General features: G+C 63.7%; 18 protein-coding genes and 2 pseudogenes. 12 read left to right on the top strand and 8 right to left on the bottom strand.

Annotation, left to right across the window (positions count from 1 at the left end; all coding sequences use genetic code 11):
* On the top strand, positions 1–468 hold a 468-nt coding region (locus AC1RUR_RS24405), incomplete at its 5' end, for a branched-chain amino acid ABC transporter permease (protein ID WP_492848674.1).
* 821 nt (positions 469–1,289) lie between these two features.
* Here the strand turns inward: AC1RUR_RS24405 and AC1RUR_RS24410 are convergent.
* From AC1RUR_RS24410 to AC1RUR_RS24425, 4 genes are all read right to left on the bottom strand, one after another.
* Complete coding sequence (locus tag AC1RUR_RS24410; RefSeq protein WP_492849052.1) at positions 1,290–1,631, bottom strand: hypothetical protein; 342 nt, start codon at positions 1,629–1,631, stop codon at positions 1,290–1,292.
* Positions 1,537–1,896: a sll1863 family stress response protein gene (locus AC1RUR_RS24415; RefSeq protein ID WP_492848676.1), complete on the bottom strand. Its 360-nt coding sequence runs from the start codon at positions 1,894–1,896 to the stop codon at positions 1,537–1,539. The genes AC1RUR_RS24410 and AC1RUR_RS24415 overlap by 95 nt, the downstream gene beginning before the upstream one ends.
* Positions 1,897–2,141: 245 nt before the next feature.
* The gene (locus tag AC1RUR_RS24420) at positions 2,142–2,876 is read right to left on the bottom strand and encodes an SDR family NAD(P)-dependent oxidoreductase (protein ID WP_492848678.1); all 735 of its coding nucleotides are present in this window, start codon (positions 2,874–2,876) and stop codon (positions 2,142–2,144) included.
* Between the two features lie 10 nt (positions 2,877–2,886).
* The gene (locus AC1RUR_RS24425) at positions 2,887–3,882 is read right to left on the bottom strand and encodes a LacI family DNA-binding transcriptional regulator (protein WP_492848680.1); all 996 of its coding nucleotides are present in this window, start codon (positions 3,880–3,882) and stop codon (positions 2,887–2,889) included.
* A 233-nt stretch (positions 3,883–4,115) separates the two neighbouring features.
* Between AC1RUR_RS24425 and AC1RUR_RS24430 the strand changes: the two genes are divergently transcribed.
* The 10 genes and pseudogenes from AC1RUR_RS24430 to AC1RUR_RS24475 all read left to right on the top strand — a co-directional run bounded on the left by AC1RUR_RS24430 (position 4,116) and on the right by AC1RUR_RS24475 (position 13,054).
* Positions 4,116–5,417, top strand: coding sequence for an ABC transporter substrate-binding protein (locus AC1RUR_RS24430; RefSeq protein WP_492848682.1), 1,302 nt, complete (start codon positions 4,116–4,118; stop codon positions 5,415–5,417).
* A 61-nt stretch (positions 5,418–5,478) separates the two neighbouring features.
* Positions 5,479–6,366, top strand: a complete 888-nt coding sequence (locus AC1RUR_RS24435) for a carbohydrate ABC transporter permease (protein WP_492848684.1) — start codon at positions 5,479–5,481, stop codon at positions 6,364–6,366.
* A gap of 4 nt (positions 6,367–6,370) precedes the next feature.
* Positions 6,371–7,198 (top strand): carbohydrate ABC transporter permease, encoded by an 828-nt coding sequence (locus AC1RUR_RS24440; protein WP_492848686.1) that lies wholly within the window; start codon positions 6,371–6,373, stop codon positions 7,196–7,198.
* 7 nt (positions 7,199–7,205) lie between these two features.
* Positions 7,206–8,210 carry a zinc-dependent alcohol dehydrogenase family protein gene (locus tag AC1RUR_RS24445; protein ID WP_492848688.1) on the top strand — a complete coding sequence of 335 codons (1,005 nt, stop codon included), beginning with the start codon at positions 7,206–7,208 and terminating at the stop codon, positions 8,208–8,210.
* A 6-nt stretch (positions 8,211–8,216) separates the two neighbouring features.
* Positions 8,217–9,290 carry an ABC transporter ATP-binding protein gene (locus AC1RUR_RS24450; RefSeq protein WP_492848690.1) on the top strand — a complete coding sequence of 358 codons (1,074 nt, stop codon included), beginning with the start codon at positions 8,217–8,219 and terminating at the stop codon, positions 9,288–9,290.
* A gap of 5 nt (positions 9,291–9,295) precedes the next feature.
* Positions 9,296–10,246, top strand: coding sequence for a sugar kinase (locus tag AC1RUR_RS24455; RefSeq protein ID WP_492848692.1), 951 nt, complete (start codon positions 9,296–9,298; stop codon positions 10,244–10,246).
* Positions 10,243–11,280 carry a tagatose 1,6-diphosphate aldolase gene (locus AC1RUR_RS24460; protein WP_492848693.1) on the top strand — a complete coding sequence of 346 codons (1,038 nt, stop codon included), beginning with the start codon at positions 10,243–10,245 and terminating at the stop codon, positions 11,278–11,280. The genes AC1RUR_RS24455 and AC1RUR_RS24460 overlap by 4 nt, the downstream gene beginning before the upstream one ends.
* 39 nt (positions 11,281–11,319) lie before the next feature.
* Entirely contained in the window at positions 11,320–12,447 is a 1,128-nt protein-coding gene (locus AC1RUR_RS24465; protein ID WP_492848695.1) for a mandelate racemase/muconate lactonizing enzyme family protein, read from the top strand.
* 108 nt (positions 12,448–12,555) lie between these two features.
* A pseudogene (locus AC1RUR_RS24470) lies at positions 12,556–12,762 on the top strand (efflux RND transporter permease subunit); the annotation flags it as partial.
* A pseudogene (locus tag AC1RUR_RS24475) lies at positions 12,751–13,054 on the top strand (DUF3240 family protein). The pseudogenes AC1RUR_RS24470 and AC1RUR_RS24475, both read left to right, overlap by 12 nt.
* Positions 13,055–13,367: 313 nt before the next feature.
* Here AC1RUR_RS24475 and AC1RUR_RS24480 read toward each other — a convergent pair.
* The 3 genes from AC1RUR_RS24480 to AC1RUR_RS24490 form a co-directional block, all read right to left on the bottom strand.
* Positions 13,368–14,453 carry a YeeE/YedE family protein gene (locus tag AC1RUR_RS24480; protein ID WP_492848697.1) on the bottom strand — a complete coding sequence of 362 codons (1,086 nt, stop codon included), beginning with the start codon at positions 14,451–14,453 and terminating at the stop codon, positions 13,368–13,370.
* Positions 14,454–14,530: 77 nt separating this feature from the next.
* Positions 14,531–14,881 (bottom strand): ArsR/SmtB family transcription factor, encoded by a 351-nt coding sequence (locus AC1RUR_RS24485; protein ID WP_492848700.1) that lies wholly within the window; start codon positions 14,879–14,881, stop codon positions 14,531–14,533.
* 27 nt (positions 14,882–14,908) lie between these two features.
* Positions 14,909–15,283 (bottom strand): thioredoxin domain-containing protein, encoded by a 375-nt coding sequence (locus AC1RUR_RS24490; RefSeq protein WP_492848701.1) that lies wholly within the window; start codon positions 15,281–15,283, stop codon positions 14,909–14,911.
* Positions 15,284–15,361: 78 nt separating this feature from the next.
* Here AC1RUR_RS24490 and AC1RUR_RS24495 point away from each other — a divergent pair, with 78 nt between their 5' ends.
* Complete coding sequence (locus AC1RUR_RS24495) at positions 15,362–16,093, top strand: cytochrome c biogenesis CcdA family protein (RefSeq protein ID WP_492848703.1); 732 nt, start codon at positions 15,362–15,364, stop codon at positions 16,091–16,093.
* Position 16,094: 1 nt separating this feature from the next.
* Here AC1RUR_RS24495 and AC1RUR_RS24500 read toward each other — a convergent pair whose 3' ends face one another.
* Positions 16,095–16,817: a hypothetical protein gene (locus AC1RUR_RS24500; protein WP_492848705.1), complete on the bottom strand. Its 723-nt coding sequence runs from the start codon at positions 16,815–16,817 to the stop codon at positions 16,095–16,097.
* Positions 16,818–16,841: the final 24 nt, after the last annotated feature.

Consider the following 16,841-nt stretch of genomic DNA (forward strand, 5'->3'; position numbering starts at 1 on the left):
ATGTGGCTGTACTACTTCTCGCTCGCCGTCGTGCTCGCGATCTACATCTTCTCGGTGAACCTGCTGCGCTCCCGTTCCGGCCGCGCCTTCATGGCGATCCGCGACAACGAGATCGCGGCCTCCGCCATGGGCGTCGACGTCGCGCTGTACAAGACGCTGGCCTTCGGCGTCTCCGCCGCCATCACCGGCATCGCCGGCTCGCTCGGCGCCATCGCGGTGCAGTTCGTCGCGCCCGACAGCTACACCATCACGCTGGCGATCTCGCTGTTCCTCGGCATGGTGGTCGGCGGCGTCGGCTGGCTGCCCGGCTCGATCGTCGGTGCGGCCTTCATCATCTTCGTGCCGAACATCGCCGAAGGCATCTCCAAGGGCCTCTCCGGCGCCGTGTTCGGCGTGCTCCTGTTCGCCGTCATCTACCTCGTGCCGCACGGCGCAAGGCAAGTTATCGGCTGGCGCATCGGAAGATAAGTCCGAGCAGCCGAAAGCGAGAGCGGAGCGCGAATGCGCTGCGAGATGCGATGGTTCGCACGGATTTTGCATGTTGAACTCCACGCCGATCTTTGATCCGGCAATGCGCCGCATTTTCTGACAACGCCAGTGCATCACCGCGAACGTGGACAAATTCCGGCGGGCAGGGAAGCGCAAGCTTTGGGCTTGTCTACAAGGACTGTGACGCATGACCCGACGATGGATCCCGGCGGGAACCCATTGCGAGGACGTTTCAGGCGACTTGATGTGGCCCGATCGTGGCGCGGGCGAGGGTGACTTCGAGATGGGCCGCCATCGCTCGGGCAGCAATCCTCACTGCGCCGCGATCTTCCAGGCTGTCCAAGCGCGTCGTAATAAGGGACTACGATCGTGCGACGAATGCCTGGTAGCGGCCATATAAGGCCGGAGGTGCGATCGCCAAGCCATTGATTGTACTTGACCGGTGGCTGTCTCTTAATCAGCTGGTCCCAGGTTCGGGCCCTGGTGCGCCCACCACATAAAAGTACTTCGCTTTCGATAAGTTACCGGAAATAGTCGCCGAGAACAAAAGCGGTCTCATGCGACGTTTTTTGGTCGGTCTTCGCACGATGACATTGTTGTGCGACGTTTTCGTTTGTTTCCGCGTCTTCACCCATTCGATACAGCGCGCAGATCCGATGGTACAGGTCGATCACGTGCTCGTCGTAGAATAGGGTACTAGGGCGAGCAAAACGGACAATCTGGTTTGTCCACCGGCGCAGGGTACCGCTTGCCGCAGAACCAGAACCGGATCGTTCGAGCGTAGGTTGGATGAAAGCGGTTCAGCTCTTTGGGCCAGTGCCCCTCAGAGTGTCCCGCGCAGCCCGATTTGCTCGATCGAACGTCTTGCGGGACTCCGCCAACGCGGCACTGAGCACCGCCCAGGAATCGTTGCCTGCGTGTTTTAGCTTTTGCAAACGTGCGTCTGCTTCAGACGCGTCGGATTTGAGCTGCTTGAGCGCGGCGTCGACATCGATGGTCGCGGCCTCGGTCACTTTGCCCGCCGCCTTCCGAAACTGATCCGCCGCCTCACGCCAGGCTCTCGCTTGCGCTGCTGCTATGTCCTTGAACGTGGCCTGCTGCTGCTCGATCTGCTTGCCGGCGCTTTCGAAGTAGGTCCTCATCTGCGCTTCGAACCCGGCCCAGTGCTTTTCCAGATCCGTCTTCGCGCGCCCAGGCGGCTTCGCCGGCTTCCGCTTGCGTCTTGAGCACCGCCTGAAATTCATCGCGCCGTTTCTTCAGATCCGCGACGATCTCGTCGGCCTTGACCCTGGACTCGGCTTTAGCCTCCGTCGCTTTCACTTCGAACGAAGCCAGTGCGGCGTCCATTTCGTCGATCCGCTCCTTTGCCCAAGTGAGGTAAAAATGCATGCTGCTTTGCTCGGACATGACCATCTCCGTTGACTAGCCGATGTACTGGTAATCATGCTTTAGCTCTGCTTCTCTCGACTTGACCTGCGCCAAGCTTTCCTGAAAGCGAGACGTCTCAAGCAGCTGCTGTGGAGATGGTTAGAGAGTGGCGTGTGCACGACGCGTGCACCGGTAGATCAAGAAAAATCACATTCGGCGAATTAGGGCCCGTTGGCAGAGTTGGGTGAGTGCGGAGCAGCAATCGGCCGAACGCTCCGAGTCAATCACCCCGCGAGGAAGCCCCCATCCACGGCAACAACCGTTCCGGTCGCGTATTGCGATGCCGGCATGCAAAGAAATGCAACGGCGCCGGCGATATCTTCCGGCTGGCCCCACCGCTTGAAGGCGGTACGGTCGGCGATGCGCTGATAATGCGCGCGGTCGGTCCGGCCTGCGGCGTTGATCGCGGTTTCGATATAGCCGGGCGCAACGGCATTGACGCGGATGCCGTCCTCGGCCCACTTCAAGGCAAGCGCCTTGGTCAGCATCACAACGCCGCCCTTGCTGGCGCAATAGGCCGGGATTCGCGGCAGCGCCAGCGTCGCATTCATCGAGGCGATGTTGACGATCGAACCTTTCTGCTCCGCGAGCAGCGGGCGGAACGCCATGCAGGTCCGGAACGTGCCGGTGAGATTGACGTCGAGCACCCTCATGAAGGTCTCGATCTCGAATTCCTTGTCGCGCGCGAGAATGCCGGCGCAGTTGACCAGCGCGTCAACGCGCTTTTGCGCTCGCGCGAATGACGTCACAGCGTCGTCGTTCGTCACATCCAGCGTCGCGAGCGTGAGGCACGCACGCGGCTTGAGCAGGGTGCGCGCGAGATCGGCCTCGTTGGCACCGGTTGCGGTCACCGTCGCGCCGAGATCGCAGAACTGGTTGCTGATCGCCGCGCCAATGTCGCCGGCGCCGCCGATGACGACGGCGTGAAAACCGGACGCCAGAGAAAAATTCGAGCTCATCGCGAGGGTCTCATTTCAGGGATTTCGGAGGCGGAGCCGTGGATTCGCGGACCACCAGCGAGAAATCGATCTCGCGATGCATGATGGTCTGCTCGCCGGCGAGGCTGCGCACCAGATATTCGCCGGCGCGCTGCCAGGTTTCTCCGGTCGGAACGTGGATCGTGGTCAGGCTCGGCCGCAAATGGCGGCTCCAGTCGAGGTCGTCGAAGCCGATGACCGACAAGTCGTGCGGCACTGAAAAGCCGCTGCGCTCGGCCTCGAGCAGTACGCCATAGGCGATGACGTCGTTGCCGCACACCACAGCCGTCGGACGGTCCGTGAGGTTGAGGAGATAGCGGGCGGCTTCGCGCGCGTCGTCGAGCGTATAGGGGACCTCGACGTGCCATTGGGGAGGAAGTTCGATACCGTTTTCGGCCAGTGCGCGGCAAAATCCGGCGACGCGGGCGCTGGCGCGGTCGTTGTTGCGCTGGAGCGCCGAGACGATCCCGATGCGGCGGTGGCCGAGCTCTATGACATGGGCGGCGGCGCGATGGGCGGCGGCCTCGTTGTCGGTTCCGACGCAAGGGTAGGGCCGGTCAGGCTGGTAGATGCCGACATTGATGAAGGGTACCGCGTTGTCCGCGAGCAGCTTGCGCAATCCGTCGTGATGGCAGTCGCCGCGCAGCACGAGGCCGTCGACGCCGCGGCTGATCAAATTGCGGGCCTGCTGCAATTCGACGTCGAGATCGTATCCGCTCGTGGTGAGGAACAGCATGTATCCGACCGAAGACAGATATTGCTGGAGCGAGGCAATGCCGCGCGCGAACATCGTGTTGTCAATCGTCGGCACGATCGCGCCGAGAGTGCGCGAGCGCCGCGACGACAGGATGCGTGCGGGCGCATGCGGGATGTAGCCGAGCGCCTCGATGGCCTGTTCGATGCGCGCGCGCAAGGAGGGGCTCACCGCATCGGGATTGTTGAGGGCGCGTGAGACCGATGCCGTCGAGACGCCGGCCCGGGCCGCCACGGCGCGGATTCCCTGTTTCACAGACTTGGCGTCGTTCAGTCTCATAGATGTAACGTTACATCCGGATCAGGTAGCGCTCAATAGCGGGGATGTCGCAAATTTGCTGCAGATTGTGCCGCTTGTCCATCGCTTGACATGGCGGATGCGAGGCTTAGGATGTAACCGTTTTCAAAGAATGTTCAAAGTTCAAAATGGTCCGCCAGTTTAAGGCGGCCAGCCGGGAGGAGAGTTCGATGAAGGCCAGAATGCTCGCGACTCACGTCGCGTTGCCCGTTCTCGCGATTGCTGCCGTGAGCGCGCAGGCGCACGCGGCTGATTTCGACTGGATGAAGTTCAAGGGCAAGACCGTCACCTTTCTCGCCAACAACAATCCTGTCTCGCAGGCGCTGCTGACCTACAAGGCAGATTTCGAGAAGCTGACCGGCATGACCCTGAAGGTCGACGGCTATCAGGAGCAGCAGATGCGTCAGCGTCTGGTCACCGTCATGAATGCGAACAGCGATGAGGTCGACGTGTTCATGACGCTGCCCTCGCGCGAAGGCGAACAGTTCGCCGCTGCCGGCTGGTACGCCGATCTCACGGCGATGGCCAAGAGCGAGGTCGCCAAGGACTACGACCCGAACGGGCTGAGCCAGGCCCTGCTGAAGGCCGCGACCTTCGGCGGCAAGCTGACCAGCATGCCGATGAACATCGAGGGGCCTATCTTCTATTACCGCACCGACATCTTCAAGAAGTGCGGCCTCGAGGCTCCGAAGACGATCAAGGACGTCGAAGTCGCCGCCGAGAAGATCAAGACCTGCGACAGCTCCGTGACGCCGTTCGTCTCGCGCGGCCTGAAGCCCGCGATCGCCTACACCTTCAGCAACATGCTGCACAATATCGGCGGCAGCTACATTGCCAATGGCAAGTCGAATCTCTGCTCGGCCAAGGGCAAGGAGGCGCTCGACACCTACAGCCGGCTGCTGCGCGATTTCGGACCGCCCGGTGTCGTCAACTACAGCTTCCAGCAGATTTCGGCGCTCTACCGTAGCGGCCGTGCCGCGATGGCATTCGAATCGTCGAACGAGCTGCGCACCGTGATGGACGGCGGGGCGCGCCTCAAGGACACCGGCCTGTTGCCGTTCCCGGCGGGCGAAGCAGGGCAGGTGCCGACCACGATCGGCTGGGGCATGGCGGTGTCCTCGCGCAGCAAGCAGCCGGATGCGGCCTGGTACTTCGTGCAATGGGCGACCAGCCCCGATGTGCAGAAGAAAATGGCGCTTCAGGGCATTGCCCCGCCGCGCCCGTCGGTCGCCAAGGACCCCGAATATCGCAAGTGGATCGACGAGGAGCCGGTGCGCAAGGAATGGCAGGCCTCGCTCGATGTGCTCGCCACCAAAGGCTCCTCCGAGGTCGGCTATCCCATCGTCGCCAACCCGGAATCGCGCGAGTTCATCGGCCAGGCCGTGCAGGATCTGATCCTGAAGCAGAAGCCGGTCGACCAAGCCTGTGCGGACGCCGACAGGGCGCTCGATGCGCTGATCGCGCAGAAGTGACCGCTTGACGCCGGCTGGCTTCGCGCTAGCCGGCGCCTCACTGGATCGGGGAAACGGACGCATGTCTGATACGGCTGCGACACTCACGCAGGACCGGCAGAAGCTCGAGATGTCGGCGCTTTCGGCGCCGGCCGTGATCTTCACGATCGCGATGATCGCGTTTCCGGTCGTCTATACGATCTGGCTCGGTTTCCAGACGTTCTCCTCGACCGGTAAGCAGTCCTTTGCGGGTCTCGCCAATTACTCGAAGCTGGTGTCCGACTACGAGTTCTGGCACGGGCTGTGGATCACGATCGCGCTGTTCGTGCTGTCGCTGGTGCTCCAGCTCGTCTTCGGCGTCTGGCTCGCGCTGGTGCTGTTTCACGCCAAGCGCATGCCGGGCATCGTGCGTTCGCTGTTCATCTCGCCCTTCATGATGCCGCCGGTGGTGGCCGGCATGATGTGGCTCGTGATCCTCGATCCCTCGCTGGGGGCAGCCAACTATATCCTCCAGTCGTTCGGCCTGCCGCCGTCGGACTGGCTGGCTTCGCCGACATGGGTCATTCCGACGGTGGCGCTGATCGACAGCTGGCAGTGGACGCCGTATGTCGCCCTGATCGTACTGGGCGGCCTGCAATCGCTGCCGCCGAGTGTCTACGAGGCCGCGCAGATCGACGGCGCATCTCCCTTCAAGACCTTCCAGCGCATCACGCTGCCGCTGCTGCTGCCGACCATCGTCACCGCGGCCATCCTGCGCAGCGTCGATCTCCTGCGTTTCTTCGACATCATCTACATCACCACCCAGGGCGGCCCCGGCAACGCCTCGAACACGCTCAACATCTACGGCTTTCGCGTTGGCTTCGAGTTCTTCAACATCGGCTACGCCAGTGCTCTCATGCTGACGTTGACCGCAATCGTGTTCGGCGCCGTGCTCGCCTTCAACCGCCTGCGCGGCGCGGTGGCGTGGTGACCTCATGACCGACGCAGCCAACACCGACCGCTGGATCCGCTGGCTCAACACCGTGCAGTTGGTCCTCGCCGGCGTACTCATCATGGCGCCGACGGTCTGGATGGTGCTGTCCTCGTTCAAGCCCTCGTTCGAGGTCACCGCCTATCCGCCGACGCTGATCTTCTCGCCGACGCTGGAGAACTATGTCGAACTGACCAGGACCACGCCGTTCCTGAGTTATGCGCTCAACAGCCTGATTGTCACCGTCGGATCGACCGCGCTCGGGCTGCTCTTTGGCATCCCAGCTGCCTTCGCCGTTTCCTGGACGCGGATCTCGTGGCCGGCGATCCTGACGCTGGCTGCGCGCATGGCACCCGGCACGTTGTTCCTGCTGCCGTGGTACGTCATGTTTCGGCAGGTCGGCATGATCGGCTCCTATACCGCGCTGATCCTCAGCCATGCGGTGATCACCCTACCCATCGTGATCTGGGTGCTGCTGCCGTCGTTCGACGGCATCCCGCGCAGCGTCTTCGAGGCGGCGCAGGTGGATGGCTGCAGCGTCACACGCATCCTCTGGCGCATTGCGCTGCCGCTGGTGGCGTCCGGCGTCGCAGTGTCGGCGATTCTCGCCTTTGTCTTCTCGTGGAACTACTTCCTGTTTGCGCTGGTGCTCTCCAATGGCGACACCAAGACGCTGATCGCGGCGGCCTTCAACTTCATCGGCGAAGGCTCGACGCAATGGGGCGCCCTCATGGCCGCGGCGACGCTGATCGCATTGCCGCCGCTGGTGCTGGCCGCCCTGGTTCAGCGCTGGCTGGTGTCGGGACTGACACTCGGTGCGGTGAAAGGCTAGGTAATCTATGAACGTATCACCCCGTCCGAATTCGATCATGCAGGCTGCGGTCTTCCACGGCGGCGACCGCATCACCATCGAGCGCGTGGCGATGCCCGACGTCGCGCCGGGCGAGGTGCTGGTGCGTGTCTCGCGCACCGCGCTGTGCGGCTCGGACTTCAAGCTCTGGCACAAGGGCGCCGAGTTCACCGCGGGCCACGAAATCTTCGGCGTCGTCGCGCAGCCCGGCCATCGCCTGCACGGCCGCCGTTGCGCCGTCTACATCCCTTTGCATTGCGATCACTGCGCCGCCTGCAAGCGTGGCGACACCCAGATGTGCCTGGAGGTCTCCAGCCTGATCGGCTGGAACAGGCCGGGCGGCTATGCCGAATACGTGCCGGTGCCGGAGAACTGCCTGCTGCCGGTCCCCGACGACATCGAGGACAGTCTCGCGCCGTTGTTGCTCGACACCATCGGCACTTCCGGCCACGCCGTACGCTTCGTCAGTCGCGTGGTGCCGCCAAGCGAGGCCGGTCCGGTCCTCGTGATGGGCGCAGGGCCAGTCGGCCTCGGGGTCGTGCTTGTGCTCCGCGCGCTCGGCTATCACGACATCTACGTCGCCGATCCGAATGCAGCGCGCCTGAAGATCGCGCAATGCTTCGGTGCGAAGGCGCATCCGGTCGGCGATACCTCGAAGCGCTTCGTCCTCATCATGGAATGCTCCGGCGCACATGCGGCGCGCAACCTCGGCATCGAGCTGGTCCTGCCCCGCGGCGCGCTGGTGCTGGTCGGTGAGAACGCCGCGCCCTGGACCATCGAGGAAGGCAAAGTGTTCCGCCGCAAGGACTTCTTCATGATCCGGACCTTCTACTTCCCGGTCTCGGATTTCGAACCGAATGTCGAACTGCTGCGCAAGTACAAGGACGAATACCGCGTCCTCGTCGACGGCGAGTTCGGCCTGTCGGCTCTGCCCGAAAACTTTGCGCGCTTCGCCAAGGGCGAGCTGCTCAAGCCCGTCCTGGCGCTGGGTTGAGCAATCATGGCCTCGATCTCGATCCGCAACCTCGTCAAACGCTACGGCAATTTCACCGTGATTCCCGATCTCAATCTGGAGATTGCGGACCACGAATTCGTCGTGTTCGTCGGCCCGTCCGGCTGCGGCAAGTCGACCTTGCTGCGGATCATCGCGGGCCTCGAGCCGATCACGTCCGGCGAGATCTATATCGGCGACAAGCGCGTCAACGGCGTGCAGGCCGCTCAACGCGACATCGCGATGGTGTTCCAGGACTATGCGCTCTATCCGCACATGCGGGTCTACGACAACATGTCGTTCGCGCTGGAGCTGCGGGGAACGCCGAAGGCGGAGATCGATGCGCGGGTGAAACGCGCCGCCGCGCTGTTGCACATCGAGCCCTATCTCGACCGCAAGCCGAAGGAGTTGTCCGGCGGGCAGCGCCAGCGCGTCGCCATGGGCCGCGCCATCGTGCGCAATCCCAAGGCGTTCCTGTTCGACGAGCCGCTCTCCAATCTCGACGCAAAACTGCGCGGGCAGGTGCGGGCCGAGATCAAGGCGCTGTCGCAGCAGCTGAAGACCACCATGGTCTTTGTCACCCACGACCAGATCGAGGCCATGACCATGGCCGACCGGATCGTGGTGCTCCAGAGCGGCACGATCCAGCAATACGACACGCCGGAGACGGTCTACGAGCGGCCGACCAACCAGTTCGTCGCCGGCTTCATCGGCTCGCCCGCGATGAATTTCTTTCCGGTCGAATGGCGCGAGGAGCGCGCGATCCTCTCGCAAGGTGGAACGACGGTGCCGCTGGATGGCGAGACCGCGAGCCGTCTGCGTCAGGCCGGCAACGCCGTGCTCGGCATTCGCCCTGAACATTTTGTCGCGGCCACGCAGGCTGCCGATGGAATGGCCATCACCGTCAAGCTGGTTGAGCCGCTCGGCTCGGATACGCTGATCCATTTCGATCTCGCTGGCGTCTCCGCCATCGCGCGGGTCGATCCGTCGCTGCGGCCGAAGGTCGGCGACCGCATCACGCTGCGTCCGCAACCGGGCAAGACGCATTTGTTCGATGCCGCCAAGGGAGAGGTCTTGCGGTGAGCGCGGTGGCCGACATCGCAGATCTGTCGGCGCTGGCGGACGTGGCGTCCAGGGCCAGGCACGTCCATGTGATTTGCCTCGGGTTGTCCGCGCTCGATCAGGTCTGGCGTGTCGATCGTCTGTTAGCGGGCCAAAGCGAGAAGATCAGGGCCGTTGGCTACGGCACGCTTGGCGGCGGCATGGCCGCCAATGCCGCGGTCGCAGTCGCAAAGCTCGGCGCATCTGTCGCATTCTGGGGACGGGCAGGGAATGATGCCGCCGGCCAAGAGATGCGATCGGCCTTCGTCGCCGAAGGCGTCGATGTCGAGCATTTTCGTCTGTTTCCCGATGGCCGCTCCTCGGTCTCCGGAATCATCGTCGACAACTCCGGCGAGCGGCAGATCGTCAATTTCCGCGGCCTTTATCCCGAGGCCGCGGACTGGCTTCCGCTCGAAGCCGTCGCCCGCGCATCCTCCGTGCTGGCCGATCCGCGCTGGGTGGAGGGCGCCGCGACGCTGTTACAGGAAGCGCGTGCGCGCGGCATTCCGACGGTGCTTGACGGCGACATGGCCGATCCCGAGGTTTTCGAGCGGCTGCTGCCGCTAACGGACCATGCCATCTTCTCCGAGCCTGCGCTCGCATCCTTTGCCGGTTCGGCCAAGGACGAATTCTTGGCCGCGCTCGCGCGCTTCGGCTGCCGCGTCATCGCCGTCACGCGCGGCCAAGGTGGTGTGAGCTGGCACGAGAACGGCCAGCTGCACCGGCAGGCAGCCTATGCCGTCGACGTCGTCGACACGACAGGCGCGGGCGATGTCTTCCACGGCGCTTATGCGCTCGCGATCGGCGTCGGCCTGAACGTGCGCGACGCCATGGCGTTTTCGGCGGCGACGGCTGCGATGAAATGCCGCCACGCCGGAGGCCGTAACGGAATCCCCACCATCAACGAGTGTCTTGCATTCATGAGGACGAAGCCATGAGAACGATTGGAAAGAACCGCGGCCTGGCACGGCTTGCTGACGCGGACGGCCACTTTCGCATGGTCGCGCTGGATCAGCGGCCGCCACTGTTCGACGCCATAGCGAAGGCGAAGGGCATCACGCGGGATCAGGTCGAATATTCCGACGTCACGGCAGCGAAGCGCCTGCTCGTGGAGAACCTCGCGCCGCATTGCAGCTCGATGCTGTTCGATCCGAATTTCGCGGTGCCCGCCGCGATCGACCTGCTGCCGCCGCGCTGCGGTCTCATCATGACTCTCGAGGAGCACCGCGTCGAGGAAACCTCGGGCGGACGCAAGTCGAGGGCGATCACCAATTGGAGCGTGGAGAAGATCCGCGCCATGGGCGGCGACGCCGTGAAGGTGCTGGCCTGGTACCGGCCGGATGCCGATGCCGCGGTGAACGAGCATCAGAAGCGGTTCGTCCGCGAGATCGGCGAGGATTGCGCCCGCCATGACATCCCTTACGTCCTGGAGCTCCTGGTCTATCCGTTCCTCGGCAGTGCCAATCACACCGCCGACTACGTGGAATCGCCCGGAAAACTTCCCGGTCTCGTCATCGACAGTGTTCGCGAATTTGCGAAGCCCGAATACGGTGTCGATCTGCTCAAGCTGGAGAGCCCGCTTGCGGCCAACGGCCTGCCGGCTCGCGATGACAGCGCTGCAGCGAAAGCCGCACAGAAGGAGTTCGATGCGATCGGAGATATCTGCCGCGAACGGAACATCCCCTGGGTTCTGCTGTCGGGCGGCGCGGCGCCGGAAAAGTTCGAGCGCGTTCTCGATTTCGCCTATGCCGCGGGCGCCGGCGGCTTCCTCGCCGGCCGCACCATCTGGCTCGACGCCGTCCTGAAAAACTTCCCGGACCGGGCTGCGGTTTCGGCAAGCCTGCGCAAGGATGGTCTCGGCGTACTCGACCGGCTCAACCAGCTGACCACGGCCAAGGGCACGCCGTGGAAGGCGCGCTTTCCGGTATTCACTGATATCAAGCAGGAAGGTGACTTCGCGCGCGCCTACTGAGATGGTCGCGGCTCCGCGTGGCCTGGCAGGATCTGCAGCATGACGACTGACAGCTTCACCATCCGCTCGATCGAGGCGTTCTGCTATCGCTATCCCCTGGCGACCCCGGTAGTGACGTCGTTCGGCAAGATGTTCGACCGTCCCGCCGTCTTCGTTCGCATTGTCGACGAAGACGGCGTCGAGGGATGGGGTGAAGCCTGGTCCAACTTTCCAGCACCGGGTGCGGAGCATCGCACCCGGCTCGTCAACGAGGTGCTCGCACCGGGCCTCGTCGGGCGCAGGTTCGACGGTCCCGCCCAGGCCTTCGAAGCCCTGACCAAAGGCACCGAAGTGCTGGCGCTTCAATGCGGCGAGCCCGGTCCGTTCGCACAGGCAATTTCGGGCATCGATCTCGCGCTGTGGGATCTCTCGGCGCGCCGCCAGCGCCTGCCGCTGTGGCGGCTGCTTGGCGGACAGTCGAGCAGGATCAAGGTCTACGCGAGCGGCATCAACCCCGGCGGCGCGGCGCAGACAGCGGAAGCCGCGCTCAGGCGCGGCCATCGCGCGCTGAAACTGAAGGTCGGCTTCGGTGCCGAGACCGATCTCGCCAATCTGGCCGCGCTGCGCGGGATCGTCGGCGCGGGCATGCTGGCTGTGGATGCCAATCAGGGCTGGTCCGTGACGCAGGCGCTGACGATGCTGCCGCGGCTCGCCGAGTTCGATCTGCGCTGGCTGGAAGAGCCGATCCGCGCCGACCGGCCGCGTGAGGAATGGCGCAAGCTGCGGGAGAGCGCGGAAATGCCGATTGCCGCCGGCGAGAACATCGCGAGCATCGAAGGATTTAAGCAAGTCCTCGCGGAGGACGTGCTCGGCGTGGTTCAGCCCGATATCGCGAAATGGGGCGGGCTCAGCGCCTGCGCCGGATTGGCGCGTGACATTCTCGAGGCCGGCAAGTCGTTCTGCCCGCATTATCTCGGCGGCGGCATCGGACTACTGGCCTCGGCGCATCTGCTGGCCGGCATAGGAGGAGACGGGTGGCTGGAGGTTGATGCCAACGACAACCCGCTACGCGATCTATTTTGTGGTCCTGTCGCCAGCGTAAAAGGCGGAATGATCAGCTTGGGCGAGGGACCGGGGCTCGACCTTTTGCCTGACCTCTCCACGATTGTGAATTATCGTAGCCTCTAGATGGAGCCAATTTCGGATCCGATTTGCGCCGCATTGGAGGTGACCGAACCTGGCTCGCGGACAGCAAGATAACTCGATCTCGCCGCCAGAAAAATGGTGCCGACCTTCCAGCTCCGCGCCCATGGCGTGCCGGAGGGACGCATTGTCGTTGACGGCGCCCAGCGCAGGCTCAGATCGGTGCTGATGACGGCGAGCATCACCGCCTTGGGCCTGATTCCCCTCTTGTTTGCGACCGGTCCAGGATCAGAGATCCAGCGTCCGCTCGCGATTGTGGTGATTGGCGGGTTGCTCTCCTCGACCGCCTTGACGCTGATCGCCGGCCGATCTCTCCGCGACGAGCTGTTTGACTATCTCAGCGAACAGCGCGATCTCGTTTCCGGCTTTACGGCATCTGACGCTGCGGGACACGGTCCCGAAGTCCGATTGCAGACATCGGCCGAGAGGGTCAAGGGCCACGCCGACGAACTGATCGTGCAGACAATTCTCCAGGTGCAGGGCGCGACGGAGTTGCTCGAACGCCTCAAGGCAGGTGTTCGCTGGATCTAGGATCGTCTATTGGATCATGCCTGTCTCGGAATTTGGCGTGATCGATGCTCCGAATCGATGAGCATTTACCAACTGCCAGGCTTTGTGCGTCGGATCGTACTGGGCGTCATCTGGGGCACTCTGGCGCGGTAGCACTGGAAGGTAAGTGCCTCGGTTCGGCGAAGGTCCGTCTCCGCACCGGGTCCGTCACCAGACTTGCGATCTTGTACGAAGATAAGCAGTCGGTGTTTCGTCAGCGCCGGCGGATGGTGGTGACCCGGATGATGCGCTTTGTACAAGCGAGAAGGCCGCTCCCGCCCGGCACGCGGCCCTACGGCGGATTCGCTCTCGTTTGGGCACTAATCCGGCAGGCTTGCAGTTGGGCGAGGGCTGCGTCAGGTCCATGCTCCGAAGAGCCTTCGGATCGTCGGCCACCACTCCCCGGTCATCGTAAATTCGAGGCCGAGCCGCGCGCCGCAGCCAATCGCCAGCATTGTCAACGGGGCAGACACAGCAAGCGTTGAGAATGCACTCAAGCCTTGTCCGATGGTGCACCCCATCGACATTATTCCGCCGGTGCCCATCAGCAGCGCGCCGGCCATGTGCCGCTTCAATTCGCGCGCGTCGTCGCAGGCTTCCCAGCGAAAGCTGCGCGCCAGCGTCGCCGCGGCAAGCGAGCCGACGACGACGCCGGCGACCGAGCCGATGCCGAAGTTCAGACGCGCGCCGGAGAAGGTCGCGATGTAGAGGATGGCGTCGCCGAGCGGAGCGACGAAGGTCAGCGAGCTGACCCGGGCCGGATCGAAATCGTCGTCCGCGAGCCAGCCTGTCGCGAACCAGCCGAACGCGATCGCGCCGCCGACGGCGAGGCCGGACACCAGCAGTCGCGGCGAGTGGATGAGCTTGCCATCCGCCAGGGCCCAAAATCCGAGTGCACCGACGATGATTGCGACCAGGACGGGGCGTGCGGCGGCACCGGGACCCACACCGAACAGGGACATCAAACTCTGGTTGGTACCATCGGAAAGACGCAAAGTCAGCGGCTCGATCAGCGTCAAGCGCAGTATCCCAGTAAGGCCACGCATCGCGGCGAGCGCCGAGAGACCGAGCACGAGGAAAACGACGATTGCGCGCAGGTCGCCGCCGCCGATCCGCACCAGCGTTCCGAAACCGCAGGTGCCGACCAGCGCCATGCCGACGCCAAACATCAGGCCACCGATGATCGCGCCGCCGAGTCCGATGGACGGCGTCAGGTAGATCGAGCGCGACAGATCGACGATGCCGAACGCGACCAGCGTCTGGGTTACCAGCAGGGCAACGGCTGCTGCGAGCGCGAAGGACTTCAACCGGCGAAAATCCGCTCCGAAGAACGCGTCTTCCAGCATCGCGAGCGTGCAGAATCGTCCCGCCCGGCCCGCGACGCCGAGTACGGCGCCGGCAGCAAGCCCGCAGGCGAACGCGACGATCGAAGGGGTCAGCATTTCCTCCCGGACGTCTCTCTATTTTCCCGTTTCGGGAAGTCTGCGCCAGAAAGGTGCAAATATCCAGCGCCGCAGATCTAGCGGCGGCGCCGGCGCACTGGCTCGCAAAATACGTCGTAGATGGCGGTGAGGATCTTGCGTACGTCCTCATTGGCGAGACTGTAGTAGATTGCCTTGCCGTCGCGTCGGGTCGTCACCAATCGGTCGAGGCGAAGGCGGGCCAACTGCTGGGACACGGTCGATTGACGTTCGCCCAGGAACTGTTCGAGCTCAGTTACCGACTTCTCTCCCTCGGCCAGGATGCAAAGCAGCAGCAACCGCGATTCGTGCGAGAGCGCCTTCAACATGTCGCTGGCCTCGCGCGCCTTCTCGATCATGTTCTCGAGCTCGGCGGAACCCTCGATATCTTTGAGCTTTGGCAGTGGCATTGCTTCACAATCCTCAAGAACGGCTGGTCAGGACCGGCTGGACGTTGATCCTAAGCTGGTCAGGATCCGCCCCAACAGGCCGAAGAAGAAGGCATCCCCCGGATAGCCACGAATACGCCCAATCTCGCGTCCTTTATCTACCACAACGAAGGTCGGCGTGAAGGCGCCGGGATCGATCCGGGCGAGGTCCGCCGGCAAAGGATGGTCCCGGTCGACGCGGCGCAACGGCGCGGTCCGGCTCTCCTCGGTCTTGCTGTAGATCGGCGCGACCTCGGCGTCAAAACGCGCGCACCAGACGCAGCCGGCGCGCTCGAACATGACGAGCTCCGCAGCGCGCAAGGGAGCGGTTGAGAGCAGCGCGAAACCCGCGACAGTGGCGAGGGGGGCGGTGAAACGGAGCATCCCAGTGTGACAATCTCTGGACTTCTTTCGCCCTTTATATCATTAAATTCGCATATGTGATATAGATGAGGGCACCCAATGGGTTTGGACGTCACGCTCGGGGCGGCCTTTGTTGCCGGTCTGTTGTCCTTTCTCTCACCCTGCATCCTGCCGCTGGTGCCGCCCTTCCTCTGCTACATGGCTGGTGTTTCCGTGACGGACCTGGCGGGCGACCGGCCGGAACTGCGGCCGCATGTCCTGGTCTCGGCACTGGCCTTCGTAGCGGGCTTCTCCCTGGTTTTTGTCGCACTCGGTTCGACCGCCTCGCTCGCGGGCCGTCTCATCTCCTCCCATCTGTCGATGCTCGGCACGGTCGCAGGCGCCCTGATCATCGTCATGGGCCTGCATTTTCTCGGCCTGTTCAGGATTCCGCTGCTCTATCGGAGCGCAACCGTTCAGGTCGAGAACCGCCCGGCGGGTCTGGCGGGGGCGTTCATCATGGGGCTCGCCTTTGCGTTCGGCTGGACGCCCTGCGCCGGACCAATCCTCGCGGCCGTGTTGCTGATGGCAGGCGCCGAAGACACTGCGGGCCGGGGCGCGCTGTTGCTGCTTGCCTATTCAGCCGGGACGGGCGTTCCCTTCCTGATTGCGGCTGCCTTTACCGGCCGCTTCATGCAGGTGCTTGGCCGTGCGCGGGCGTATCTTGGCATCGTTGAAAAGACCATGGGCGCGTTCTTGGTCCTCACTGGGCTGATGTTCCTGACGGGTCTGATGCCCACAGTGTCAGAATGGCTGCTGGAGCGCTTCCCCGGCCTGACCAGCATCGGCTGATCTAACCGAAGCGAAAGTCGAGCAGTTGCGCGTACGACTGCAGCTCGATGAGATAGCGATGCACGAGCGGACCGTCGCCGGCCATCGCGCCATGGGCGATCTCGCTGGCGCTCGCGATAGCGCCATCGATCAGCCGGCGGAATTGAGCCTGCCGTGCGACTTGCGGGCCAGCCCAATCATTGCAGCGCTGAAGGCGATCGCGAAGCACACCCGCGGTGGAAACCGTATCCTCGGCGTGGGATGGTGCGGCCTGTTCGCCGTAGCGGGTCGCCGCGGCTCGCAGCTTCTCCATCGCCGGCGCGATCTCGAGGATGCAATCGCCGAGATCGTATAGTCCCGTTTTGCGACGAAGGTCATGGTACAACTGGCGGACCGCAAGCAGGTCGCGCCCTGCGACGATGCTCTCGCCGCGCTCGAGCCCGCCGATCGCGGTCGCGAGCCGCATCCGGCCCCTGGCGAGAAAATCGCCCAGCGCCGCCGGCTCGAAAGGAAGCAGTGGAGCGGCGCTGGCGCCGCCCTCAAGGGTCTTCCATATCGCTGCAGCTTCTTCGGTCTCGATCTGTGCCAACGCGATGTTGCCTGTTCGTGCATAGCTCGTTGCGGTCCGGAGATTTTCCATGATCGACCGGATTGCCGATGCGAAATCCGCAGGTTCGGCGGCCTCCGCACCGGCGCCTGCCCCGGCTGCTGCGAGCCACGCCAGCAGAACTATGATGCAGCGCATGATGGGAAATCCTTGTCACATTCT

Source organism: Bradyrhizobium sp. GW821-FHT12B03, from assembly GCF_058807535.1.